At 67.6% G+C, this 23,282-nt stretch carries 21 protein-coding genes, 1 tRNA gene and 1 riboswitch; of the genes, 10 read left to right on the forward strand and 12 right to left on the reverse strand.

The window, feature by feature from the left end:
- Positions 1 to 109: 109 nt before the first annotated feature.
- The 3 genes from MKL09_RS08885 to MKL09_RS08895 form a co-directional block, all read right to left on the reverse strand.
- Positions 110 to 196 (reverse strand) — tRNA-Leu (locus MKL09_RS08885).
- A gap of 34 nt (positions 197 to 230) precedes the next feature.
- On the reverse strand, positions 231 to 1,427 hold the full coding sequence (locus MKL09_RS08890; protein WP_244019595.1) for an FAD-dependent monooxygenase: 1,197 nt from the start codon (positions 1,425 to 1,427) through the stop codon (positions 231 to 233).
- 11 nt (positions 1,428 to 1,438) lie between these two features.
- Positions 1,439 to 1,696: a zinc-finger domain-containing protein gene (locus MKL09_RS08895; RefSeq protein ID WP_050732645.1), complete on the reverse strand. Its 258-nt coding sequence runs from the start codon at positions 1,694 to 1,696 to the stop codon at positions 1,439 to 1,441.
- Between the two features lie 215 nt (positions 1,697 to 1,911).
- On the opposite strand from MKL09_RS08895, the gene map reads away from it, so the two are divergent.
- The 7 genes from map (at position 1,912) to MKL09_RS08930 (ending at position 9,596) form a co-directional block, all read left to right on the forward strand.
- Positions 1,912 to 2,739 (forward strand): type I methionyl aminopeptidase, encoded by an 828-nt coding sequence (gene map, locus MKL09_RS08900; protein WP_244019597.1) that lies wholly within the window; start codon positions 1,912 to 1,914, stop codon positions 2,737 to 2,739.
- A 6-nt stretch (positions 2,740 to 2,745) separates the two neighbouring features.
- A complete protein-coding gene (gene radC, locus MKL09_RS08905; RefSeq protein ID WP_244019598.1) occupies positions 2,746 to 3,480 on the forward strand; it encodes a RadC family protein in 735 nt (244 codons plus the stop codon).
- Between the two features lie 96 nt (positions 3,481 to 3,576).
- The gene (locus tag MKL09_RS08910; protein ID WP_244019599.1) at positions 3,577 to 5,016 is read left to right on the forward strand and encodes a circularly permuted type 2 ATP-grasp protein; all 1,440 of its coding nucleotides are present in this window, start codon (positions 3,577 to 3,579) and stop codon (positions 5,014 to 5,016) included.
- Between the two features lie 62 nt (positions 5,017 to 5,078).
- Complete coding sequence (locus MKL09_RS08915) at positions 5,079 to 6,026, forward strand: alpha-E domain-containing protein (protein ID WP_244019600.1); 948 nt, start codon at positions 5,079 to 5,081, stop codon at positions 6,024 to 6,026.
- Positions 6,027 to 6,150: 124 nt separating this feature from the next.
- Positions 6,151 to 6,978: a transglutaminase family protein gene (locus MKL09_RS08920; RefSeq protein WP_244019601.1), complete on the forward strand. Its 828-nt coding sequence runs from the start codon at positions 6,151 to 6,153 to the stop codon at positions 6,976 to 6,978.
- Positions 6,979 to 7,041: 63 nt separating this feature from the next.
- Positions 7,042 to 7,791, forward strand: coding sequence for a peptidase (locus tag MKL09_RS08925; RefSeq protein WP_244019603.1), 750 nt, complete (start codon positions 7,042 to 7,044; stop codon positions 7,789 to 7,791).
- A gap of 446 nt (positions 7,792 to 8,237) precedes the next feature.
- Positions 8,238 to 9,596 (forward strand): esterase-like activity of phytase family protein, encoded by a 1,359-nt coding sequence (locus MKL09_RS08930; RefSeq protein ID WP_244019605.1) that lies wholly within the window; start codon positions 8,238 to 8,240, stop codon positions 9,594 to 9,596.
- Between the two features lie 7 nt (positions 9,597 to 9,603).
- On the opposite strand, the gene MKL09_RS08935 is transcribed toward MKL09_RS08930, so the two are convergent.
- Genes MKL09_RS08935 through thiO form a run of 4 tightly spaced genes read right to left on the reverse strand, consistent with a single transcriptional unit; the run spans position 9,604 to position 12,465 of the window.
- Complete coding sequence (locus MKL09_RS08935) at positions 9,604 to 10,206, reverse strand: thiamine phosphate synthase (protein ID WP_244019606.1); 603 nt, start codon at positions 10,204 to 10,206, stop codon at positions 9,604 to 9,606.
- Positions 10,207 to 10,226: 20 nt separating this feature from the next.
- The gene (locus tag MKL09_RS08940; protein ID WP_244019607.1) at positions 10,227 to 11,030 is read right to left on the reverse strand and encodes a thiazole synthase; all 804 of its coding nucleotides are present in this window, start codon (positions 11,028 to 11,030) and stop codon (positions 10,227 to 10,229) included.
- 2 nt (positions 11,031 to 11,032) lie between these two features.
- A complete protein-coding gene (gene thiS / locus MKL09_RS08945; protein ID WP_244019608.1) occupies positions 11,033 to 11,245 on the reverse strand; it encodes a sulfur carrier protein ThiS in 213 nt (70 codons plus the stop codon).
- Positions 11,242 to 12,465 carry a glycine oxidase ThiO gene (thiO, locus tag MKL09_RS08950; protein ID WP_244019609.1) on the reverse strand — a complete coding sequence of 408 codons (1,224 nt, stop codon included), beginning with the start codon at positions 12,463 to 12,465 and terminating at the stop codon, positions 11,242 to 11,244. Before thiO ends, thiS begins: the two co-directional genes overlap by 4 nt.
- A 64-nt stretch (positions 12,466 to 12,529) precedes the next feature.
- A riboswitch (TPP riboswitch) is annotated at positions 12,530 to 12,658 on the reverse strand.
- Between the two features lie 740 nt (positions 12,659 to 13,398).
- Here thiO and MKL09_RS08955 point away from each other — a divergent pair.
- Complete coding sequence (locus tag MKL09_RS08955) at positions 13,399 to 14,490, forward strand: glycosyltransferase (RefSeq protein WP_244019611.1); 1,092 nt, start codon at positions 13,399 to 13,401, stop codon at positions 14,488 to 14,490.
- Between the two features lie 163 nt (positions 14,491 to 14,653).
- Here the strand turns inward: MKL09_RS08955 and MKL09_RS08960 are convergent, their stop codons facing one another.
- From MKL09_RS08960 to MKL09_RS08975, 4 genes are all read right to left on the reverse strand, one after another.
- Entirely contained in the window at positions 14,654 to 15,913 is a 1,260-nt protein-coding gene (locus tag MKL09_RS08960) for an adenylate/guanylate cyclase domain-containing protein (protein WP_244019613.1), read from the reverse strand.
- 77 nt (positions 15,914 to 15,990) lie between these two features.
- Complete coding sequence (gene rpoD / locus MKL09_RS08965; RefSeq protein WP_244019615.1) at positions 15,991 to 17,991, reverse strand: RNA polymerase sigma factor RpoD; 2,001 nt, start codon at positions 17,989 to 17,991, stop codon at positions 15,991 to 15,993.
- Positions 17,992 to 18,191: 200 nt separating this feature from the next.
- On the reverse strand, positions 18,192 to 20,102 hold the full coding sequence (gene dnaG, locus MKL09_RS08970; RefSeq protein WP_244019617.1) for a DNA primase: 1,911 nt from the start codon (positions 20,100 to 20,102) through the stop codon (positions 18,192 to 18,194).
- 121 nt (positions 20,103 to 20,223) lie between these two features.
- A complete protein-coding gene (locus MKL09_RS08975; RefSeq protein WP_244019618.1) occupies positions 20,224 to 20,685 on the reverse strand; it encodes a GatB/YqeY domain-containing protein in 462 nt (153 codons plus the stop codon).
- A gap of 192 nt (positions 20,686 to 20,877) precedes the next feature.
- Between MKL09_RS08975 and carA the strand changes: the two genes are divergently transcribed.
- Positions 20,878 to 22,110 (forward strand): glutamine-hydrolyzing carbamoyl-phosphate synthase small subunit, encoded by a 1,233-nt coding sequence (carA, locus tag MKL09_RS08980; protein ID WP_244019619.1) that lies wholly within the window; start codon positions 20,878 to 20,880, stop codon positions 22,108 to 22,110.
- A 134-nt stretch (positions 22,111 to 22,244) separates the two neighbouring features.
- Entirely contained in the window at positions 22,245 to 22,622 is a 378-nt protein-coding gene (locus tag MKL09_RS08985) for a hypothetical protein (protein WP_244019620.1), read from the forward strand.
- Positions 22,623 to 22,652: 30 nt separating this feature from the next.
- On the opposite strand, the gene MKL09_RS08990 is transcribed toward MKL09_RS08985, so the two are convergent.
- A complete protein-coding gene (locus MKL09_RS08990) occupies positions 22,653 to 23,012 on the reverse strand; it encodes a pseudoazurin (RefSeq protein ID WP_244019629.1) in 360 nt (119 codons plus the stop codon).
- Between the last annotated feature and the right edge of the window lie 270 nt (positions 23,013 to 23,282).

Genomic DNA, 23,282 nt, shown 5'->3' on the forward strand with positions numbered 1-23,282 from the left:
GAAACCCAGCGAGCGCGTGAGCATCCGGCCTCAAATCGGAGGGCCGGTGCTGTTACCCCAAACGTTACCCCGGTAGGTTAAGCCGGATACCCACAAACCTGCTAAGTGTTGGTGCGGACGGCGGGACTCGAACCCGCACGGCCTTGCGGCCGCAAGATTTTAAGTCTCGTGCGTCTACCGGTTCCGCCACGTCCGCATGGGCCCCTCGGTAGCCGCGCCGGCCCGCGCGATCAAGCGGGGGGCGTCCAGCCGTAGAGCCAAGCGTAGCGCTCGCGCATGCCGTCGGGGCCGAGGCGGGCCATCACGACATTGCGGGCAAAGCTCACGAGACCGCCGGCATGATAGGTCCGGCCGTTGGCGCGGGCGGCCCTCTGCACCCGACGGACCCGGGCCGTCCGTTCCGTCGCGTAGGCCGCGAGCGCGGCGGCCACGTCTGCGTGGTCGGCCAGCGATCGCCGCAACACGGCGGCATCCTCGATCGCCAGGGCGGCCCCCTGCGCGAGGTAGGGCAGGACCGGGTGCGCCGCGTCGCCGAGCAGCGCCACCCGGCCGGCGGCCAGCGGGCGGGCCACGGCCCGGTCGGCCAGCGACCAGACCAGCCAGGAATCGGGCAGGCTCAGCAGGTCGCGCAGCGGCCCGGCGCAGCCGCGCAGATGCGCGCGCAGCACGGCGGGCTCGCCGAGGCGGCCCCAATCCGCGTCGCCCACAGCCTCGGGCACCACCGCCACGACGTTGAGGAAGCGGCCGCCCCGCACCGGGTAATGCACGACGTGCCGGCCCCGGCCGAGCCACAGGCCGGTGGCCGGACCCTGCAGCGCCTCCGGCACCGCCTCGCTCGGGATCAGGGCGCGCCAGGCCGCCGCCCGACCCGGTCGCAGCGGCGCCGCATCGAGATGCCCGCGCAGGCGGGAGCGCAGGCCGTCGGCGCCGATCACGAGGTCGAACGGCAGGGCCTGGGCGCCGCCGCTGCTCTCGGCGGTGAGGACGGCGCCGGAATCGGTCTCGGCCAGGCCGGTGATGTCGCGGCCCATCATCAGGCGGATCGCCGGGCGGCTGCGCAGGGCATCGAGCAGCAGGGTCTGCAGGTCGGCCCGGTGGATCACGTAATAGGGTGCGCCGAAGCGCTGCTGCGCCGGACCGCCCAGCGCCACGCCACCGATCCGGCGGCCGCTGTGGAGGGCGCGCACCTCCACCGAAGGCGGCTCGCTCGCCGCCCGGCGCAGGGCCGCCGAGAGGCCGAGATCTGCCAGCACCCGGCTGGCGTTCGGGGAGATCTGGATCCCGGCCCCGACTTCGCTGAAGCCGGTGCGGCGCTCGATCACCGTGACGGCATGGCCAGCATCCGACAGGGCCAGGGCCGCGGTCAGGCCGCCGATCCCGGCCCCGACGATTCCGATGTCCAGAGAAGGTCGACTGTCCGCGGACAATGTGGGGGGCGCTATTCCGCGGCGACCGCGGCGGCGTCGTGCCAGACGCAAGCCTGCGGATCGGCCTCGTCGGCCTTCAGGCCGGCGCGGTAGCGATAGAGCGTCGAGCAGTACTGGCAGATGATCTCGGTGTCCGCGCCCATGTCGAGGAACACGTGCGGGTGATCGAACGGCGGCAGCGCGCCGATGCACATGAATTCCTTCACCCCGACCGCGATCACCGGCACGCCCGGCTCGTTGTGGAAGTGCGGTACCGCCTTGCCTGCCATACGGCCCTCGCCTGCCCCGCACCGGTTCGCCGGGGCGAATCTGCTTGAACGCTCCCGGGCGTCTCGCGGCCGCTTATGCCGCCAGCCCCGCGGCCCGCGCAAGCCTCCGCCGCCGCGCACCCGTGCCCCGCCCGGCGCAGGCGGCTTGGCCTGCCGCGCCGGGCACCGTACATAGGTTCGAAACCCGATTTACGACGCCGCAAAAAGTCTCGACGATGCAACAGGAACAGGCCACCGCGCAGGCCGCGCGCCGCGCGCCGGAGCCGCCGATCCACGGCCCCGAAGGATTCGAGGGCATGCGCCGGGCCGGGCGCCTGACCGCCGAGGCCCTGGATGTCCTGATGGAGGCGACGCAGCCAGGCGTCACGACGGAGCAGCTGGATAAGCTCGCCTACGAATTCGCCATGGATCACGGCGCCTATCCGGCCTCGCTGCTCTATCGCGGCTACCCGAAATCGATCTGCACCTCGATCAACCACGTGGTCTGCCACGGCATCCCGAACGACAAGCCCCTGCGCGAGGGCGACATCGTCAACCTCGATTGCTGCCTGATCCTCGACGGCTGGCACGGCGATTCGAGCCGGATGGCCTATGTCGGCGAGGTCCCCCGCAAGGCGCAGCGCCTGTGCGAGATCACCTATGAGGCCCTGATGCGCGGCGTCGCGGCGGTGAAGCCCGGCGGATCGACCAACGATATCGGCCGGGCGATCCAGACCTATGCCGAGGGCGAGCGCTGCTCGGTGGTGCGCGACTTCTGCGGCCACGGTCTTGGGCGGATCTATCACGACGCGCCGACCATCCTGCACTACGTCGAGGCGAGCTACGACGTGCCGCTGAAGCCCGGCCAGTTCTTCACCATCGAGCCGATGATCAATCTCGGCCGCCCGGCCGTGAAGGTCCTGGGCGATGGCTGGACCGCGGTCACCCGCGACCGTTCGCTCTCGGCCCAGTTCGAGCACACCGTCGCGGTGACCGAGACCGGCGTCGAGATCTTCACGATCTCGCCCAAGGGGCTGCATCAGCCCGTCAATCCGGCGGCCTGACCGGCCGTGGCGCCGGACGACGGAGCGGCCGGGCTGTTCGCCGACAGCGCCACCCTCATCGTCAAGGAGCCGCCGCATTATCACGGTCATCGCGACCGCCTGCGGGAGAAGTTCGCGACGGCCGGTGGCGAGACCCTGCCGGATTATGAATTGCTGGAACTGATCCTGTTCCGGGCGATCCCCCGGCGGGACGTAAAGCCCCTGGCCAAGGCGCTGGTTGCCCGATTCGGCAGCTTTGCCGAGGTGCTGAGCGCCGAGCCGGCGCGGCTGATGGAGGTCGAGGGCGTGAGCGCCGGGCTCGCCGCCGACCTCAAGGTCATCGAGGCCGCGGGACGGCGGCTCGCCCGCGGCGCGCTGCGCGAGCGCAGCCTGCTCAATTCCTGGAGCGCGCTCCACGATTATCTGCGCACCACCATGGCGTTCGCGCCGCGCGAGGAGTTCCGCATCCTGTTCCTCGACAAGCGCAATCACCTGATCGCCGACGAGGTGCAGGGGCGCGGCACGGTCGACCACACGCCGGTCTATCCCAGGGAGGTCGTCCGCCGGGCGCTCGAACTCTCTGCCACCGCAATCATCCTGGCCCACAATCACCCGTCCGGCGACCCGACTCCGTCGGCTGCCGACGTGACGATGACCCGCGAGATCGTCGCGGTCCTGGCACCCCTGAAAATCGTGGTGCACGACCACGTCATCCTCGGTCGAAACGGACATGCCAGCCTGAAAGGCCTAAAGCTTTTCTGATCTTCCTTCCGTCTTGAGCGTTGTCCACGGCGCGTATAGCGCTCAAGAGGTGGCGCGCCTCTTGCCTGAAGAGCGGGAGCGTGAGGGAGAAGCGGAATGGCGTTGACGGCCTTCGACGAGATGAACGGGATCGGCAACGGCGCCGCCGATCCGGCCGCCGTCCGCGACGCCTACGGCAAGCTGAAGACCTGGCTGGAGACGACCCCGCCCGAGCATTTCAACACCCGCCGCAGCCAGGCCGAACTGCTGTTCCGCCGGATCGGCATCACCTTCGCGGTCTACGGCGACAACGAATCGACCGAGCGGCTGATCCCGTTCGACATCATCCCGCGGGTGATCACCAAGCCGGAATGGGAGTTCCTGGAGCGCGGCCTCAAGCAGCGCGTGACGGCGATCAACCTGTTCCTGAAGGACGTCTACGGCGCCCAGGAATGCATCAAGGCCGGCATTATCCCGGCCGATCTCGTCTACCGGAACGCCCATTACCGGATGGAGATGCGCTCGTTCCGGGTGCCGCACGATCTCTACGTGCACGTGGCCGGCATCGACATCGTCCGCACCGGCGAGAAGGATTTCTTCGTCCTCGAGGACAATGCCCGGATCCCGTCCGGCGTCTCCTACATGCTGGAGAACCGGGAGGTGATGCTGCGGCTGTTCCCGGACCTGTTCTCCAAGCACCGGGTCGCCCCGGTGGAGAACTATCCGGATGCCCTGCTGGCGACCCTGCGCAGCCTCGCCCCGGGCTCGGCCACCCGCGACCCGACGGTGGTCCTGCTGACCCCCGGCCGTTACAACTCGGCCTTCTATGAGCACTCGTTCCTGGCCGACAAGCTCGGCGTCGAGCTGGTGGAGGCGTCCGACCTCTTCACCAAGGACGACGTGGTGTACATGCGCACCACCGAGGGGCCGCGCCGGGTCGACGTGATCTACCGCCGCCTCGACGACGATTTTCTGGATCCCCTCGTTTTCCGTCCCGATTCGGTCCTCGGCGTGCCGGGCCTGATGAATGCCTACGAGCGGGGCTCGGTGACGCTCGCCAACGCGGTCGGCACCGGCATTTCCGACGACAAGGCCGTCTACAGCTACATGCCGGAGATCGTGAAATTCTTCACCGGCGAGGAGCCGATTTTGCACAACGTGCCGACCTATCGCTGCCGCGAGAAGGACTCGTTCGCCTACGTGATGGACAACCTGTCCGAGCTGGTGGTGAAGGAGGTCAACGGTTCGGGCGGCTACGGCATGCTGGTCGGGCCGCACGCGAGCAAGCGCGAGATCGACGATTTCGCCAAGAAGCTCAAGCATGCCCCGGACGGCTTCATCGCCCAGCCGACCCTGTCGCTCTCGACCTGCCCGACCTTCGTGGCCTCCGGGGTCGCCCCGCGCCACGTCGACCTGCGGCCGTTCGTGCTCAATGGCGCCGACCAGATCCGCATCGTCCCCGGGGGGCTGACCCGGGTCGCGCTGAAGGAGGGGTCTTTGGTGGTCAATTCCAGCCAGGGCGGTGGTACGAAGGATACCTGGGTGCTCGACGCGTGACGGTCTAACACCTCGCCCATCCCGACGCGCCGCCGCCGCCGAGCTTATCCGAGTCGCACGAAATGCTCTCTAGGACTGCCGATAACCTCTTCTGGCTCTCGCGCTACGTGGAGCGCGCCGACTTCGTCGCGCGCATCCTCGACGCGGCGCACCGGCTGGCTTCGCTGCCCACGAGCTACGGCGGCGGCGAGACCAACGAGTGGGAATCCGCGCTCGCCTCGGCCGGCGACCCGGAGCTGTTCAAGCCGCATTACAGCGTGGTCAACGCCGACACGGTCTGCGATTTCCTCGCCTTCAGCCCGCACAACCCGTCCTCGATCCGCTCCTGCATCGAGTCGGCCCGCGAGAATGCCCGCTCGGTCCGCACCGCGCTGACCACCGAGATGTGGGACGCGATCAACGGCGCCTGGCTGGAGCTGCGCAACTACGCCGGCAAGGACCTGAGCCGCGACGAGTTCGGCCGGTTCCTCGACTGGGTGAAGACCGTCTCGCTGACCTTCGACGGCTCGGCCTTCCGGACGATGCTGCGCAACGACGCCTTCTGGTTCACCCGGCTCGGCACGGCGATCGAGCGGGCCGACAACACCGCCCGCATCCTCGATGTGAAATACCAGATCCTGCTGCCGCAGAACGAGACGGTCGGCGGCAGCCTCGACTACTTCCAGTGGACCACGATCCTGCGCGAGGTTTCGGCCTTCAACGCCTATCACTGGGTCTATCGCGAGAGCGTCAAGCCGCTGCTGGTGGCCGACCTCCTGATGCTGAACAAGCAGATGCCGCGCTCGTTCGCTAATTGCTACGGCGTGATCGTCGAGTATCTCGACCTAATCGCCGACGCCTATGGCCGCCGCGGTCCGAGCCAGCGCCTGGCCGGGAACATGCTGGCCAAGCTCGACAGCGAGGATATCGACCGCGTGTTCAACTCGGGGCTTCACGAGTTCGTCCAGGCGTTCATCGCCGAGAACAACAGGGTGGGCGAGGCGATCGCGAAGCAGTATCTGGTCGGATAGCGGATCATCCCGGATATCGGATCCGGGACGGTGCGCCGAGAATGTGACGACGCATCATCGTCGCCCGGACGCCGGCAAGAGCCGTTCGGGATGATGCAATCGGAAAAACGGACAGGCCCGGCGCATGCGCATCCGCGTGGTCCACGAGACCATCTACACCTACGAGCAACCGGCCCGCGGGCTCGTGCAGGTCATGCGCCTGACGCCGCGGGACCATGACGGGCAATATGTCCGGACCTGGCGGATCGACACCTCCATCGACGGGCGGCTCACCGCCCGGGAGGACGGGTTCGGCAACATCGTCCACTGGTTCACGCCGGACGCGCCGGCCGACGCGCTGACCATCCGGGTCACCGGCGCGGTCGATACCGAGGACACCCACGGGGTGGTCCGCGGCACGGTCGAGCGCCTGCCGGACGAGTTCTACCTGCGCGACACCGATCTCTGCGCGACCAGTCCGGAGCTGCAGATCTTCGCCGAGCGGGTCGCGACCGACGGCGACGGCACGCCGCTCGCCGTGCTGCACCGCCTGCGCGATGCCGTTCCCGGGGCGGTGACCTACGAGCCGGGGCCCGCCGCCAACGGCGTGCCCGCCGCGAAGGCGTTTGCCGCCGGCAAGGGCATCTGCCAGGACCTGACCCATATCTTCATCGCGGCGGCCCGCCATCTCGGGATCCCGGCTCGCTACGTCGCCGGCTATCGCGCCCGCGACGACGGCGAGGCCGATGTCGAGGCGCCGCATGGCTGGGCCGAGGCCCTGGTGCCGGATCTGGGCTGGGTGGCGTTCGACCCGTGCTACGAGAATGCCCTGTCCGACGGCACCATCCGCGTCGCCACCGGGCTGGACTACCTCGGCGCGGCGCCGATCCGCGGCAGCCGCACCGGCGGCGGCACCGAGACCCTGGACGTCAAGCTGCGCGTCGAGCAAGGCAAGGACGCCGCTCAATCCTGAGTCCCGAATAGATCGACCGCCGGCTGGACGAGAGCCGGGGCCATCCGCGAGAGCCCGAGATCCATGACCTACTGCGTCGGTGTCCTCGTCGAGGAGGGGCTCGTGATGGTCGCCGATACCCGCACCAATGCGGGGCTCGACGACATCTCGACCTATCGCAAGCTGCACCACTTCAACGTGCCGGGCGAGCGGGTGATGATGCTGGCTTCGGCCGGCAACCTGTCGATCACCCAGTCGGTCTTGAGCCTGTTGCAGGAGGGCGTGCCGGGTGACGAGGGCGAACCGGCCCAGAAGCTGATCGAGGCACCGACGATGTTCCAGGCGGCGCAGCTCATCGGGCGCGCCATCCGGCGGGTGCGGGCGATCGAGCGGGACGGGTTCGAGGCGGCCAGCATCCGGTTTTCGATCTCGCTGCTGTTCGGCGGCCAGATCGCCGGCGAGCCCATGCGGCTGTTCCTGATCTACTCGGCCGGCAACTTCATCGAGTGCAGCACCGATGCGCCGTTCCTCCAGATCGGAGAGCACAAATACGGCAAGCCGATCCTCGACCGGGCGGTGAAGTTCGAGAGCGACCTCTACGACGCCCTGAAGGTGAGTCTGGTCTCGATGGATTCGACCATGCGGTCGAATCTCGGCGTCGGCCTGCCGATCGACATCGCGCTGGCCCGCCGGGGCGCCCTCGACCTCGAGGTGAATCACCGGATCGAGGCCGGCGAGGGCTACTTTCACGACCTGCGCGAGCGCTGGTCGGCCGCGCTCCGGGCCGCGCACCGGGCGATCCCGCGTCCGCCCTACGGGCCGGCGGCGAAATAGAATTAGATCGTCACGCGTGGGACCGCCTGTGCCAGCGCAAGCCAAAACACGATCGGTCTGCCCGCAACGCCACCCTTCGGATCGGGCACGGATTGAGGCATGAAGTCTTTGTGCTGACGATCCGGTCTGGGCTGGCCTCACAGACCTGCGCGGTTATCGAGCGCTTGGACCAAGGGAGCGAGCCGGATCCCTGTGCTCCGACCCGGAACCGTGTTGCGTAATCGTTTCTTTGAGCTTGAGCGTCATCCCGAAAGGTGGCTGCCGGCTTTCGGAAAAAATGAAGCGGAATCAGGGACCTACAGCATCGTGCCGGTTCCGATGCCCGGCACGATGCTGTAGGCCGCCGGTCCGGTATGCCCGCCTCACGGATGCTGTGGAAAGCGATCGGCGTCATCGACGTGACGCATGGCTCTGACACCTCAGAGATCCCGTCTCTGGAACGTTCCATGATGCTCCCGATCCGCTATTGCATCTTCTCGGCCGCCCTCTTTCTGGGCCTCGGCACGGCGGCGTCCGCCGAGACGCTCTTCCCAGCGACCCTGGCGGGCCATGTCGTGTTGCCGGCCTTGAGCTTCGTCGCGCCGCCCGCCGATGTGCCGGCGGACCTGAGAGTCACGGGCAAGTTCACCACCGGCCGCCGGGTCGATGAGCCCGGCACCGTCGAGGTTCTGGATGACGGCCGGCCCACCGGGGTGAAGCTGCCCCTGGCGGGCGTCCCGCTCCAGGGCCATTCCGGCATCAAGCGGATGCCGGACGGCACGTTCTGGGTGATCACCGATAACGGCTTCGGCGCGAAGGCGAATTCGCCCGATGCGATGCTGTATCTCAACCATTATCGCATGGACTGGAAGGCCGGCACGGTGGAGCGGCTCGACACCGTGTTCTTGCGTGATCCCGACAAGCGCGTCCCGTTCCGGATCGCCAACGAGGCGACCGCGACCCGCTATCTGACCGGGTCCGATTTCGACACCGAGAGTTTTCAGTTCGTCGGCGAGAAGATCTGGATCGGCGACGAGTTCGGCCCCTACCTGATCCGTGCCGACAAGACCGGTCGGGTCGAGGCGGTGTTCGAGACCCAGCTCGATGGCCGGGTGCTGCGCTCGCCGGACCATTCCGCAGTGACGACACCGGGCGCCCCGGGCGGCACGGTGGCGTTCGACATCCGCCGCTCGAAGGGATTTGAGGGGATGGCCGCTTCGCCGGACGGCAAATACCTCTATCCCCTCCTCGAAGGGCCGGTCTGGGACGCGGACAGGAAGGCGTTCGAGCAGGATGCCGAGGGCCGCGCCTTCCTGCGCATCCTCGAATTCGACGTCGCGGGCGAACGCTGGACCGGGCGCTCGTGGAAATACGTGCTGGAGGCCAACGGCAACGCGATCGGCGACTTCAACCTGATCGACGCGACCCACGGCCTCGTCATCGAGCGTGACGACAACGAGGGCACCGCCGACCGCGCCTGTCCGGCCGGCGAGAAGCGCCCGGATTGCTTCGCCGCGCCGGCCAAGTTCAAGCGGGTGTTCAAGATCGAGATCAGTCCGGCGAATGTCGGCGCCCCCGTGAGCAAGATCGGCTCGGTCGACCTGTTGCGGATCGCGGACCCGCAGCATCTCGCCCGCAAGCCGCTGACCGACGGCGCCCTCGCCTTCCCGTTCTTCACCATCGAGAACGTCGACCGGGTCGATGCCACGCACATCATCGTCGGCAACGACAACAACCTGCCCTACTCGGCGAGCCGCGACCCGGCGAAGGCGGACGACAACGAGTTCGTGCTGCTTGAAGTGGGCGCGCTGCTGGCGGCACAGTAGCCGCCGGTCATTCGGCCCAGGCGGCCAGGAGGGCGCGGGCGGCCGCGGAGGGATCGGCGGCGCGCATCAGCCCGCCCATCACGGCGATGCCGGACGCCCCGGCCTCCCGGCACGCGGGGATACAGTCGGCGGTGATACCGCCGAGCGCCACCACCGGCAGCCCGGCGCATCGGGCCGCCGCGATGCCCGCGGGGCCGAGGGCCGGGCCGTAGCCGGGCTTGCTGGCGGTGGGATAGATCGGGCTCAGCGTGACGTAGTCGGCACCGGCCGTCGCGGCGGCCTCGACCTCGGCGGGCGCGTGGGCCGAAACGCCGATCAGGGCGTCCGGCCCGAGCGTCGCGCGGGCCGCCGCCACCGCCTCCGATCCGGCCCTGCCGCCGAGATGCACCCCGTCGGCACCGAGCGCCTGGGCCAGCGCGACGTCGCCGCCGACCGTGAGGAACGCGCCCCCCGCCCGGGTCCGGGCGGCGATGTCGGTGCCGAGCTCGCGGCGCGCCTCCGGCTCCAGGTCGCGGTCGCGGAACCAGATCCAGCGCGCGCCGCCATCGAGGATCGCCTGCACGGTGTCGCCCAGCGGACGGGACAGCCCGTGCCGATCCGTCACCGCCATGAGCGGCGACGGCAGCCTCCTCACGAGCCGACGAGGCCGAGCTGCGGGCTCGACGGGTCGGCCCGGCCGCGGCGCGGGATCCGGCCGGCGAGATAGGCGTCCCGCCCCGCCTCGACGGCCCGTCCCATGGCGCGGGCCATCCGCACCGGGTCGTCGGCCTTGGCGATGGCGGTGTTGATCAGGCAGGCGGCCGCGCCCAGCTCCATGGCGATGACCGCGTCGGAGGCCGTGCCGATGCCGGCATCGACGATCACCGGCACGCCGGCCCGCCGGCAGATCAGCTCGATATTGGCCGGGTTGGCCACGCCCATGCCGGAGCCGATCAGCGACCCCATCGGCATGATCGCGGCGCAGCCGAGATCCTCCAGGCGCTGGCAGACCACCGGGTCGTCGTTGCAATAGGGCAGGACCACGAAGCCCTCGTCCACCAGGTGTCGGCAGGCCTCGATCAGCTCGGCCACGTCCGGGTAGAGGGTCTCCCGGTCGCCGATCACCTCGACCTTGATCCAGTTGGTGTCGAGCGCCTCGCGGGCGAGCTCGGCCGTCATGATCGCGTCGCGGGCGGTCTCGCAGCCGGCGGTGTTGGGCAGGAACCGCTTGCCCTTGAGGATGCGGACGGTGTCCGAGCCGTGGCCCTGGAGCGAGACCCGGCGGATTGAGGCAGTGACCACCTCGGCCCCGGAGACCGCGACCGCGTCGCGCATGATCGCCTGGGTCGGGTAGCCGGCGGTGCCGATGAACAGCCGTGAGGACAGCTCCACCCCCGCGATGGTGAAGCGATCCGCCTCGGCCTCGGGGCGCAGCGGCGTGACATTCTGGTCCATGGTCAACCTCCCTGCATGGCGCGGACGATCTCAACGCGGTCGCCCTCGGCGACCGGGGTCGTCTCCCAGTCCCGGCGGCGCAGCACGCGGCCGTTCAGCGCGATGGCGACGCCCTGAGGGCTCTCGATGCCGGTCTCCTCGGCTTCCAAGCGGAACAGGGCCTCGACGGTCTCGACCGCGTGCTCCCGCGGCTCGCCGTTCACCAGGAGCTTCATGCCGAGGCCCTCCGGGGCTCGGGGTGATCGAAGCGCGCCCGGGTGAACGGCTTCGCGATCTCAGGCAGCGCGCCGTTTGTCACCAGCGCGGCGACCGCGTCGGCGGTGACGGGGGCGAGCAGGTAGCCGTTGCGGTGATGGCCGGTGGCGGCGACGAGGCCCGGCGCGAGGGTATCGATGATCGGCGCGTCGTCGTCCGAGGTCGGGCGGTAGCCGCTCCAGACGGCCTCGACCTCCATCTCCTCGATGCCGGGCAGCACCCGGCGCGCACCCTCCAGCAGGGCGTAGAGGCCGCCGGCGGTGACGCCCGGACGGAAGCCGCAATCCTCCACGGTGGCGCCGACGATCAGCTGGCCGTCGCTCTTGGGCGCCATGTGGACCTGCTCGGTCCAGATCATCCGGCCGAGGGTGCCGGTGCGGGCATTGGTGCGCAGGGCCAGCGACTGGCCCTTGAGCGGGCGTACCGGCAGGGCCAGGGTTTCGGGCAGCAATCCGCCCTCCCCGCTCCAGGCGCCCGAGGCCAGCACGACGGTGCCGGCCGTCACGCCCTGCTCGCCGACGCGGATGCCGGTGACGGCCCCACCGGCCCAGTCGAGGCCGGTCACCGTACTGTGCTCCACCAGGGTGACGCCGGCGCGCCGGCAGGCTTCGGCCAGCGCCGCCATGACGAGGCGCGGATCGACCTGATGGTCGAGCGGGCAGTGGATCCCGGCGGTGACCGAAGGGCGTAAGCCCGGCTCCAGTCGCCGAACCTCGGTTCCCGGCAGCCATGCGGCATCGAGGCCGGAGCGGCGCTGCAGGTCGTAGCGGAAGCGCAGGCGTTCGACCTCGTCGCGGCCGATGGCGACCACCACGGTGCCATCCGGCCGGTAATCGATCGGCAGGCCGGCCTCGGCTTCGAGCGCGTCGCGGAAGCCCGGCCAGAGCCGGAGCGATTCGAGGGCGAGCGGCAGGAGCGGGTCCGAGCCGGGCTCGTGCTCGGCGGCGGGCGCCAGCATGCCGGTGGCAGCCAAACTCGCGCCGGCCCCGATGGTCTCGCGCTCGACCACGACCACCGAGCGGCCCGCCCGGGCGAGCCGCCACGCGATCGACAGCCCGATCAGGCCGCCGCCGACGATGGCGACATCGGCCCGCGCGGGCAGCGCTTCCTGCGCGGCGAGACCGGCCGGGATCCGGCGGCGTCCGATCGGTGAAACGGGGCGGTCAAAGGCCACAATCATCTCCGCGGGATTCCGTCGCGAAGATCGGGCCGTGTGCTTCGGTGAGAAGCGGTGGCTTGCCCTTAAGGCAGCCGCGGTCCAATCCCTACGCCGGTATGAGCCGGATCAGGTTCGAAGGATTTCCGCGCCGCAGGTCCGGATGGACGTGCCAGCGGTTTCTCAGCCCCTTGCCGGGGATCTCCCTGGAACAGACGCAGATGTGGCGCCCAGGCCCGCGTCGGTCAACCCCGCTGCCGGGCCGTCGGGTCAACCCCAGCGACAATCGGAGATTGCGATCACTGTCTGGAGAAAGGCGACGTGCACGACCCCTTGGAAATCTAACGCGTCGGACTGGATATCGGAGCCGACACGAAGCGCTAGCTTTTGAGCCACCTCGCCTTTTTCGAAAGCCGGATTCCACCGTTTGGGACGATGTTCTGTTTCGGCGTCGCTGGCGAAACGATGGCACTGCGGAGCTGAGCGGTTCGGGAGCTTGTCTGTGGAACCCAATCGATGCTCTCGTTCGGGGGCGCCTAAGCCCTTGAGCCTCGAAGATATTCTCTGGCAGGCCGCACCATTCCTTAAGGCCTCCGCTGCGCTCGAACGCATCACGATGAGGACGGCTGGGTGGGAATGCTGTGGGACGCCGGACGCAAGTCCGTCCTGCAATCGAACGGCCAGATCCGAATCTCACGGCGTTCGAAGAAGCTTAAAACATCATTATACAGTAAATATTTGTTACTAATTTGACAAAAATCACATTAGCGCTCAGGTTAACCGTGTTGACTAAATTATTTTTGACTAATGATGTGAAATTATCCGCTTTTTATGTTTGCTCACTTTGTCAACGATCGAACTAGGAAATGATGATCGATTTGTTGCGCGTTCGAAATTGCGCTATGGTTGGGGTGATTACGTTCTCATGTCGCGAACGCTTGTTCGGATAATCTTCGTATGAAAAGCTTCTCCCCGACCATCTGTCTATCGATGATCGTTAAAGATGAAGCACATGTTATCCGCCGATGCTTGGATTCCGTCAGGCCCATTATCAACCATTGGAAAATCGTCGATACCGGATCGACTGACGGAACCCAGGATATCGTCCGCACCGCAATGGCAGACATACCTGGCTCTCTCGTCGAGCGGCCATGGGTCGATTTCGCCTTCAATCGGAACGAGGCTCTGAGGCTTTCGCGTCCACACGCCCAATACTCGCTCATCATCGATGCAGATGACGAATTGATAATCCCACCGGGCTTCGCGGTGCCGAAATTCGGTGATGCAGGCTATATGCTTGAAATCATCGACGAGCATACGCGATATTGGCGCACGCAGATTGTTAGCAATAAGAAAGATTGGCGCTATCGAGGGGTCCTGCATGAGTTCCTCGATTGTCCCGGATCTCCGGATACGCCGATCCTTCCGCTCGCAATGCGTCGGGGCGATGACGGGGCGCGCCATCACGACAAGACCGCGGATGCCCGCGACATCGCTGTGCTGGAACAGGCCTTAGCGGTCGAAAAAGATCCTTTCATGATCGCGCGATACACATTTTATCTGGCCGGTACTTATGACGCGACCGGACAATATCAGAAGGCTCTCGAATTCTATTTGAAGCGCGCAGATCTTGGTTATTGGGAAGAAGAAGTATATTTCAGTCTGCTTATGGCCGCTGTCAATATGGTACGGTTGGATGGTCCCGAAGACGAGATCCTGACCCTATACGATCGGGCGATCCCGATCCGCCCGGCACGGGCAGAAGCGCGCCACGGGGCAAGCCGATATTGTAGGAGCAGAAAAAATTTCTCGGTCGGATTCCGGTATGCCGAGGCTGGAATATCGCTAACAATGCCGGGTGAAGGAATATCGTTGAACCCATGGGTTTACGATTATGGGATGCTGGAAGAGTATTCCATCAATGCCTACCACTCTGGACAGTATAGCATCTGTTTGAGTGCTTGTCGGGAGATACTAAATCGATCCAATGTCCCGGAAGATATCCGTGCGCGGACCGACGCTTTGGCTCATCGAGCTCGCACCGGATGACGGGTCCGGCTGGTAGGTCTCGGAAATCCTTCGAACGTTCAGAGTTCGTATGGAACATGGTCACACTGAAGGTATAGAGGCTAAGTGACGCCCTCAGTTTGATGTGGAGGCTTCCACGAGCCGCCGGCTGTATTGCCGTGCGCGGCCTTTGCGTGAATAGCGCTCACGTCGGTTTGCGCGGCCGCAAGAATTTCGGTCGGAACACCGCCATGGGTTCGCGGAACCCGTCGAGGACGTGCTCGCCCAGTGGGATCGGATCGCCCCAGAGGAAATCCACGAACGGCTTCGACATCAGCAGCGGCTCACCGAGCTGGCGATTCAAGCGCGCCAGTCGGCTGGCGAGGTTCACGTCGCGGCCGATCACCGTGAAGTCGAGGCGGGAGCCGGAGCCGACATTGCCGTAGGCGGCCTCGCCGTGGTGCAGCGCGATCCCAGCCGCCACCGGGACAGCGAACTGATGCAGGGCGTTGGCCTCGTCGAGGGCCGCCAGCGCGTGCTGGGCGGCCGTGAGCGCGCCCTTGGCGGCGCCGCCCAGATCGTCCCCGGACTCCCGAAAAATCGCCAGCAGACCGTCGCCCAGGTATTTCAGGACCTCGCCGCCCTCGCGCTCGATCGGCGGCACCAAGCAGTCGAAGAACACGTTGAGCAGCCCGACCGCCTCCTCCGGCGTCATGTCGGCGGAGGTGCGGGTGTAGTCGCGCATGTCGGCGAACAGGATCGCCGAACGGATCCGCGTCACCTGCCCACGGCGGATGTCGCCCGCCAGGATCGCCCGATGCGGCTCGTCGCCGACATAGAGGCGCAGCACGTGATCGAGCTGCTTGTTGAGGACGCGCATTTCCACCACGGCGGCCAAGGCCGGCATGACGAAGCGCAGGATCGCGATGTCGTCGTCGCCAAACCCTTCCGGGGCCCGGGTGGCGAAGGTGATGCCGTTCTTGGTGCCGTTGGTGAAGAACAGCGGCGCCACGACGTAGTGGGTGTAGCCGCCGGCCTTCAGGTCCGGGATGATCGCGTAGGCGTCGTCCGGCGTCTCGGCGACGTCGAGGATCAGCCATTCGCCGGTCTCGTGGACCGTGTGGAACGGGCTGCCGAGATAGGCCTCCTGCGAGCGGCTCCCGTGCGGGAACAGGCGCACGCTGGTGCCGCCGTCCCGGGTCCAGACCCGGCCGACCCCGGCATATTCCGAGTGCAGAGTGTCGATCGCCGTGGAGGCCCGGTCCACCGGCACGCCGACCGCGATCAGCCGCTCGGCGAGGCCGGAGAGCATGTCCTCGGCCTTCTCCAGCCGTGCGCCCTCGCCCAGCAGCCAGTCGCGGATGCCCACCGAGGGCTGGAGCGCGCCGAAGGGCACGTCGTCGGCCTCTGAGCCGTCCGCGAAGGCCGTCGGCAATCCGGGCGTTGGCGGGCGGCGTTCGAGCATGGCGCCACACTGAGTGCCGCGCAACGGGGCGGTCGCGCGGTCGAAGGAGGGGCGCCGCGAAGATCCGCGACGGGGGCTCAGTTGTCCAGGAAGCTCCGGAGCTTCCGGCTGCGCGACGGGTGCTTCAGCTTGCGCAGGGCCTTGGCCTCGATCTGCCGGATGCGCTCGCGGGTCACTGAGAACTGCTGGCCGACCTCTTCGAGGGTGTGGTCGGTGTTCATGCCGATGCCGAAGCGCATGCGCAGCACGCGTTCCTCGCGCGGGGTCAACGACGCCAGGACGCGGGTCGTGGTCTCGCGCAGGTTCGACTGGATCGCCGCGTCGATCGGCAGGACGACGTTCTTGTCCTCGATGAAGTCGCCCAGATGGCTGTCCTCCTCGTCGCCGATCGGCGTCTCGAGGGAGATCGGCTCCTTGGCGATCTTCAGGACCTTCCGGACCTTCTCCAGCGGCATCGCCAGCTTCTCGGCCAGCTCCTCCGGGGTCGGCTCGCGGCCGATCTCGTGGAGCATCTGGCGCGAAGTCCGGACGATCTTGTTGATCGTCTCGATCATGTGCACCGGGATGCGGATCGTGCGGGCTTGGTCGGCGATCGAGCGGGTGATCGCCTGCCGGATCCACCACGTGGCGTAGGTCGAGAACTTGTAGCCGCGGCGGTACTCGAACTTGTCCACCGCCTTCATCAGGCCGATGTTGCCCTCCTGGATCAGGTCCAGGAACTGCAGGCCGCGGTTCGTGTACTTCTTGGCGATCGAGATCACGAGGCGCAGGTTCGCCTCGATCATCTCCTTCTTGGCCTGCCGGGCCTCGCGCTCGCCCTTCTGGACCATGTTGACGATGCGGCGGTACTCGCCGATCTCCAGGCCGGTCTCGGAGGCGAGGTCGAGGATCTGGGCGCGCAGATCGGTGACCTGCTTCGAGCCGCGCTCGACCAAGTTCTTCCAGCCCTTCCCGCCCAGCGTGCCGACGCGCTCCATCCAGTTCGGATCGAGCTCGTAGCCCTGGTAGTGACGCAGGAACTCGTCGCGGGCGACGCCGTGGCTCTCGGCGTAGCGCATCAGCCGGCCCTCGTGGCCGATCAGCTGCTTGTTGATCGAGTAGAGCTGGCCGACCAGCGCCTCGATGCGGTTGTTGTTGAGCGACAGCGACTTCACGTCGGCGACGACGCTGTCTTTCAGCTCGATCTGCTTCTGGTTCTGGGCCGGGGTATTCTTGTCCCCCGCCGCCTTGCGCTCGGCGCCCTCGGTCTGGAACTTGCGCAGCTTGCGGTAGTTCGCGGCGATCGCGTCGAAGGTCTCGAGGACACGCGGCTTGATCTCCGCTTCCATCGCGGCGAGCGAGACGTTGTTCTCGAGGTCGTCGTCGTCGTCGCCACCCTCCGGGGGCGCCGGCGGCTCGGCCTCCTCGGCGCCCTCTTCGCTTTCGCCCTCGGGGATCTGCGGAGCGTTCTTGCCGTCCGGGCCGGCATAGGTCGCTTCGAGATCGATGATGTCGCGCAGGAGGACCTTGCCCTCCACGAGCTCGTCCCGCCAGATGATGATCGCCTGGAAGGTCAGCGGGCTCTCGCACAGGCCGGCGATCATCGCCTCGCGGCCGGCCTCGATGCGCTTGGCGATCGCGATCTCGCCCTCGCGGGAGAGCAGCTCCACAGAGCCCATCTCGCGCAGGTACATCCGCACCGGATCGTCGGTGCGGTCGGTCGGCTCCTTGGTGGTCGTGGTGACGGCCACGGCGCGCGTCGGCGCGACCTCGGCCACCTCGCCGCCCTCGGCTTCTTCCTCTTCGCTGTCGGCCCCGTTGGCGGTCTTCTCGGTGGTGGCCGCCTCGTCGGTCTCCTCGGCCTCGACCACGTTGATGCCCATCTCGGACAGCTGCGAGAGCACGTCCTCGAGCTGGTCAGGATCGGACTGGCCCTCGGGCAGGACCTCGTTGACCTCTTCGTAGGTCACGTAGCCGCGCTTCTTGGCGAGCTTGACCATCCGCTTGACCGAAGCATCCGTCAGGTCGAGGAGCGGCCCGTCGGTCTGCTGCTCGGGGGCAGCGTCCGTCTCGTCCCGTTCCGTTGCCTTCGTCGCCATGATCAGCCTATTGTTTCGGATGCGGCGCACTGCGGAGGCCTGAAGAAGGCCGCTCCACGCCGTCGGCGCCGCGATACTTGCGAGTGCCCCCGGATTGCTCCGGACGCATTGGGTCGTCGGGTTCCGTATGCAAGCCCGAGGCTTGACCGATTGTTAACTATGGCGCGGCACTGCCCGCCGCCACCGCCATCGCACAGCCGTCATGCGGCGGTCGAGTCGCTCGACACCGGCTTGTCGGCTTCAGCCTCAGCGGCGATGACGGTCTCCAGCCTCGCCTTGACTTCGCAGAGCCATGCCCACCCGGCATCGGTCGGATCGTCCTCAAACGCCTGCCGTGCTTCGCGAAGTTCGCTATGTAGCGCTCCTGCCTGCCGGTGCAAGATCATCGCCTGTCTGAGAGCGTCCGCGCGCTGCTGCGGATCGGCATGTGGAGACAGGGTGATCCGGTCCCGCGAGCGTGCGAGGGCGAGAATCCGCTCCGCCGCGTCTGCGAGACCGGCCCGTGTGATGCGGCTTTGCAACAGGTCGGCATTCGTTTGCCCGTCCTCTGCGGCACAAGCGACCAGGACCGACAGCAGCGCCCGCGCGTCGGGATCCTCGAAGTCGAGTTCCGACACCGCGTCGCCGAACTCGGCGAGCATTTCCGGGTGGACCAGGAGCGTGCCGGCGATGACCGCCTCGCGCACCGGAGCCGCCCCGGAGAAGCCGGCCGAGGCGGTCATCGAGGCGCTGGGGCTGCCGGTGATGCGCGGCGAGACCGGCTCGCCCGGCCGGACGAACCGCCGGCCTTGCCCTTGTCCCTGCCCCTGCCCCTTCGGCCCGGCCCCCGCGGAACGCGAGGCGCGGGGCGACAGGCTGCGCAGCCGCTCCTCGATGTCGTCGCGGTAGTAACGCTTGACCGTGTCGTCGCGGATCGTGGCGACGGTGGCGCGCAGCGTCTGGGTCAGGCCGGCCCGCCGCTCGGGCGTATCGGCCGGCCCGGATTCGAGGGCGCGGCGCCACAGCAGCTCCGACAGGGGCAGCGCGGCCTGTAGAACCTGGTCGATCGCGCCCGGGCCGCCCGAGCGCAGCAGGTCGTCCGGATCCTGGCCGCCGGGCAGCAGGGCGATCCGCAGGGATCGGCCGGGTTCGAGGGCCGGCAGCGCGACGTCGAGCGCCCGGAACGCGGCTCGCTGGCCGGCCTTGTCGCCGTCGAAGCACAGGATCGGTTCGTCGGCGTGCCGCCATAGCAGGGCCAGCTGCTCCTCGGTCAGCGCGGTGCCCAGCGGCGCCACCGTCTCGGGATGGCCGGCGAGCGTCATGGCGATGACGTCGACATAGCCCTCGACCGCGATGATCGAACCGCGCTCGTGCGCCGCCTTGCGGGCGCCGTGGAGGTTGTAGAGCGTCCGGCCCTTGTGGAAGAGCGGCGTCTCCGGCGAATTCAGGTACTTGGCGCGCACCTCCTTGGAGAGCGCCCGGCCTCCGAAGGCGACGACCCGGCCGCGGGTGTCGGTGATCGGGAACATCACCCGATCGCGAAAATAATCGTACGGGACCGAGATATCCTCGCCGCCGGCGAGCAGGCCCAGCTCGACCATCAGATCCTTGTCGACCCCCTGCCCGGCGAGGTGGTCGCGCAGGGCATAACGTTCGTTCGGCGCGTAGCCGAGCCGAAAGGCGCGCTGCGTCTCCTCCCTGAGGGCCCGGCGCTCGAGATAGGCCCTGGCCTCGCTCCCCTGCCCCGCGCGCAGCCGCTCTTCGAACCACCGGGCGGCCATCTCCATGACCTCGATGGCCCCGGCGCGCTGCTTCTCGGCGACGCGGGTGTCTTCCGTGGGCGCCGGCAGGCTGACGCCGGCCTCGCTCGCGAGCCGTTCCACCGCCTCGGGGAAGCTCAGGCCCTCCGTCTCCATCAGGAAGGTGAAGATGTCGCCGTGCTTGGATGAGGAGAAGCAATGGTAGAACTGCTTCTGGTCGTTCACGTAGAAGGACGGCGTCTTCTCGGCGTTGAACGGCGACAGGCCGCGCCATTCACGGCCGGCTTTCTTGAGCTGCACCCGCCGCCCGACCACGGAAGAGGCCGGCAGCCGGGCGCGGATCTCTTCCAGGATGTGGGGCGGATAGCGCACGGAGCCTGCGGGTCGATTGCCTGACCGCTGAATATAGCGCGCCGGGGGTGCCTGAGTCCCGCCCAGTCGATCGAAGGCTCGATCAGGCGGGGGATTGCGGGGAGAGCTGGAAGTCCGTGCCTCAGCCCTTCGCCGCCAGCGCGGCCTTCACCAGCCCGCTGGCCTTGGCGAAATCCATGCGGCCGGCGTAGCTGCCCTTCAGGGCGGCGATGACCCGGCCCATGTCCTTCTGGCCAGCGGCGCCGGTCTCCTGGATTGCGGCCTCGACCGCGGCCTGGGTCTCCGCCTCGTCCATCTGCTTGGGCAGGAACGCCTCGATGATCGCGATCTCGGCGCGCTCGTTGGCGGCCAGTTCCGGGCGGCCGCCCTGCTCGTAGACCGAGGCAGATTCGGTGCGCTGCTTGATCATCTTCTGGAGCAGCGACAGGATCTCCTCGTCGGAGGCCGGCTCCTTGCCGAGGCCGCGGGCCTCGATATCCTTGTCCTTGAGGGCGGCCTGGATCATCCGCACGGTGGCGAGCTTGTCCTTCTCGCCGGCCTTCATGGCCTCCTTCATCTCGGTGGTGAGGCGGGCGCGCAGCATCTCGATAAACCTTCCGACGGGTGAAACGGGGGGCTGGCCTGCACTTTGCGGGTGTTGAGCCTCATCGGCCGCAGGGCCACATTGACCCGATCGCGGGCTGCTCGCTAAGAGCGGCGCACACGATCATGCCGCCAGCCGTGGGCGCCGCAATGCGGTGCCTGCCTTCGGCCGGACATAAGCGAGACCGACCCGATGCTGCAAGACGCCGCCGCTCAGGCCTCCAAACCCGCCGCCCCCGAACCCTGGGCTGAGCCCGTCGCGACGGCCCTGCTGGTGCTGGCGGACGGGACCATCCTGGAAGGGTTCGGCATCGGCAAAACCGGGATCGCCGACGGCGAAGTCTGCTTCAACACCTCGATGACCGGATATCAGGAGATCCTGACCGACCCGTCCTATGCCGGGCAGATCGTCACCTTCACGTTCCCGCATATCGGCAATGTCGGCACCAACGACGAGGATCTGGAGAGCCTGGAAGCGGCCCCGGCCTCGGGCGTGCGCGGCACCGTGATCGCCTCGGCGGTGACGAAGCCGTCGAGTTGGCGGTCCTCGTCGCATCTCGACGGCTGGCTCGATGCCCGCGGCATCGTCGGCATCACTGGGATCGACACGCGGGCGCTGACCGCCCGGATCCGCGATCACGGCATGCCGAACGCCGTGATCGCCAACGATCCCGAAGGCCGGTTCGACCGCGAGGCGCTGAAGGCCCGGGCCGCCGCTCTGGCGCCCATGGAAGGCCTCGACCTGGTGCCGCCGGTGACCAGCCAAGCGACCTCGGAATGGTCGGAGACCGTCTGGGCCTTGGGCGACGGCTACGGCAAGCGTGCGCCCGGCGACGGCCTGAAGGTCGTGGCGATCGATTACGGCGTGAAGCGCAATATCCTGCGGCTGCTCGCCCAGGCCGGCTGCGACGTGACCGTGGTGCCGGCCACCACCAGCGCGGAGGAGATTTTGGCGCTGAAGCCCGACGGCGTTTTCCTGTCCAACGGCCCCGGCGATCCCGCGGCCACCGGCACCTATGCCGTGCCGGTGATCCGCAAGCTGCTGGACGAGAAGATGCCGACCTTCGGCATCTGCCTCGGGCACCAGCTCATGGGCCTCGCGCTCGGCGGCCGCACCGTGAAGATGGGCCAGGGCCATCACGGCGCGAATCACCCGGTCAAGGACAAGACCACCGGCAAGGTCGAGATCGTCTCGATGAACCACGGCTTCGCGGTCGATCCCGCGAGCCTGCCGGCGAGTGCGGTCGAGACTCATGTCTCCCTGTTCGACGGCTCGAATTGCGGCCTCACCCTCACCGACCGGCCGGCCTTCTCGGTGCAGCACCATCCGGAGGCCTCACCCGGCCCGCGCGACAGCCACTACCTGTTCGAACGCTTCGTCACGCTGATGCGCTCCGGCGAGCCGGAGAAGGCCACCGACGCCTGACCGGCGAGGGGCGGCTGAGGCTCGGCGCGGTCCCATTCAGGCCGCGCCGGCGTCACAAAATCCGCGAATTCCGGCGGCTTAATCATCCCATCGACGGACCGCGCATGGCGGTTTCGTCCGAAGGGGATTGCCGGATGACCATCGACGAGGCACGCGACGATTTCTCCCGCTTGCACCGCACCTTCATGGTCCATCTCGGCATCGCGGCCGGCCTCGCCTGGGTGACCGCGCTCTACGCCGCCCTCTACGCCCCCTGGGTGCGCAACATCCGTGCCCTGATCGATCCGGCGGCTGGCCTCGACCGGGTCGAGAGCACGGTCTCCTACCTGTTCGCCATGCCGGCCGTGCTCGCGCTCGCCTGGGTCTCCCTGTATTTCGGCCGCGAGATGCTGCGCCGGGCGCAGACGCTCTCGAATGTCGCGCTGGAATTCGCCGCCGCCGCGCTGGTCGCCTTCGGGATCTTTTATCTGTCCATCGACCGGGCGCTCGCCGCCCTTTACGCCGGGTTCTGAGCGGGGGCGGCTGGCCGCCCCCGTCGACCCTTACTGCACCTTCTCGAACAGCGGCTCGAAGCGCTTGGCGGCCAGCTTGCCGTGCTGGACCGCCTTGGCGGCCTCCAGGTTCTCCGGCTTGTCGCCGACCTCGATCAGGCCGACCATGCCCATGATGTAATGCGGCGCGCACTTGAAGCCGTAGAGGCCGGGCTTGTCGAAGGTGACGGTCTCCTCCTTGCCGACAACGGTCTTGAAGGTCGGCGCCCCCTCGGGCGCCATGCCCTTGATGAGTTCGGCGTTGTGGCCCTCGTCGGCCGGCACGAACCGCACCGTGTCCCCGGGCTGGATTTTCACGAAGGCCGGATCGAAGACCATCATCCCGCCCGGACCGCTGTTGAGCGTCTTGATGGAGACTTCCGCGGCCTACGCCCCTGAGATCGCGCCGAGCAGAAGCATCGCCGCGCTGAACGTTTCCCTGGTCATCTTCATTCTCGAATTGATATCGTTTTAATCGACGGATCCGCCGATCGATGGAGCTTTATGGCTCGCGAAAAGACTCGGCAATGCCGCGGTTGATCGATCAGATACTTCAGAATTGTTTGAAGCTCATCCGGCGCGCGCGAATCCCTGTGCGGGGCCATGCAAATCCCCCGGTCGGCCCCGGCCTTCCAATGCGCC

Origin of the sequence: Methylobacterium sp. J-048 (assembly GCF_022829515.1) — a bacterium.
Taxonomy (GTDB): Bacteria; Pseudomonadota; Alphaproteobacteria; order Rhizobiales; family Beijerinckiaceae; genus Methylobacterium.

Coding starts and splice junctions, on each gene's coding strand:
- MKL09_RS08975 (WP_244019618.1), bottom strand. CDS start 20,685: ATGCTGCGCGCCCGCCTCACCACCGAGATGAAGGAGGCCATGAAGGCC.
- rpoD (WP_244019615.1), bottom strand. CDS start 17,991: ATGGCGACGAAGGCAACGGAACGGGACGAGACGGACGCTGCCCCCGAG.
- thiS (WP_244019608.1), bottom strand. CDS start 11,245: ATGAAGCTCCTGGTGAACGGCGAGCCGCGGGAGCACGCGGTCGAGACC.
- MKL09_RS08955 (WP_244019611.1), top strand. CDS start 13,399: ATGAAAAGCTTCTCCCCGACCATCTGTCTATCGATGATCGTTAAAGAT.
- MKL09_RS08930 (WP_244019605.1), top strand. CDS start 8,238: ATGATGCTCCCGATCCGCTATTGCATCTTCTCGGCCGCCCTCTTTCTG.
- map (WP_244019597.1), top strand. CDS start 1,912: ATGCAACAGGAACAGGCCACCGCGCAGGCCGCGCGCCGCGCGCCGGAG.
- MKL09_RS08895 (WP_050732645.1), bottom strand. CDS start 1,696: ATGGCAGGCAAGGCGGTACCGCACTTCCACAACGAGCCGGGCGTGCCG.
- MKL09_RS08960 (WP_244019613.1), bottom strand. CDS start 15,913: ATGCTCGAACGCCGCCCGCCAACGCCCGGATTGCCGACGGCCTTCGCG.
- carA (WP_244019619.1), top strand. CDS start 20,878: ATGCTGCAAGACGCCGCCGCTCAGGCCTCCAAACCCGCCGCCCCCGAA.
- MKL09_RS08940 (WP_244019607.1), bottom strand. CDS start 11,030: ATGGACCAGAATGTCACGCCGCTGCGCCCCGAGGCCGAGGCGGATCGC.
- MKL09_RS08985 (WP_244019620.1), top strand. CDS start 22,245: ATGACCATCGACGAGGCACGCGACGATTTCTCCCGCTTGCACCGCACC.
- MKL09_RS08915 (WP_244019600.1), top strand. CDS start 5,079: ATGCTCTCTAGGACTGCCGATAACCTCTTCTGGCTCTCGCGCTACGTG.
- MKL09_RS08920 (WP_244019601.1), top strand. CDS start 6,151: ATGCGCATCCGCGTGGTCCACGAGACCATCTACACCTACGAGCAACCG.
- MKL09_RS08910 (WP_244019599.1), top strand. CDS start 3,577: ATGGCGTTGACGGCCTTCGACGAGATGAACGGGATCGGCAACGGCGCC.
- MKL09_RS08935 (WP_244019606.1), bottom strand. CDS start 10,206: ATGGCGGTGACGGATCGGCACGGGCTGTCCCGTCCGCTGGGCGACACC.
- MKL09_RS08925 (WP_244019603.1), top strand. CDS start 7,042: ATGACCTACTGCGTCGGTGTCCTCGTCGAGGAGGGGCTCGTGATGGTC.
- thiO (WP_244019609.1), bottom strand. CDS start 12,465: ATGATTGTGGCCTTTGACCGCCCCGTTTCACCGATCGGACGCCGCCGG.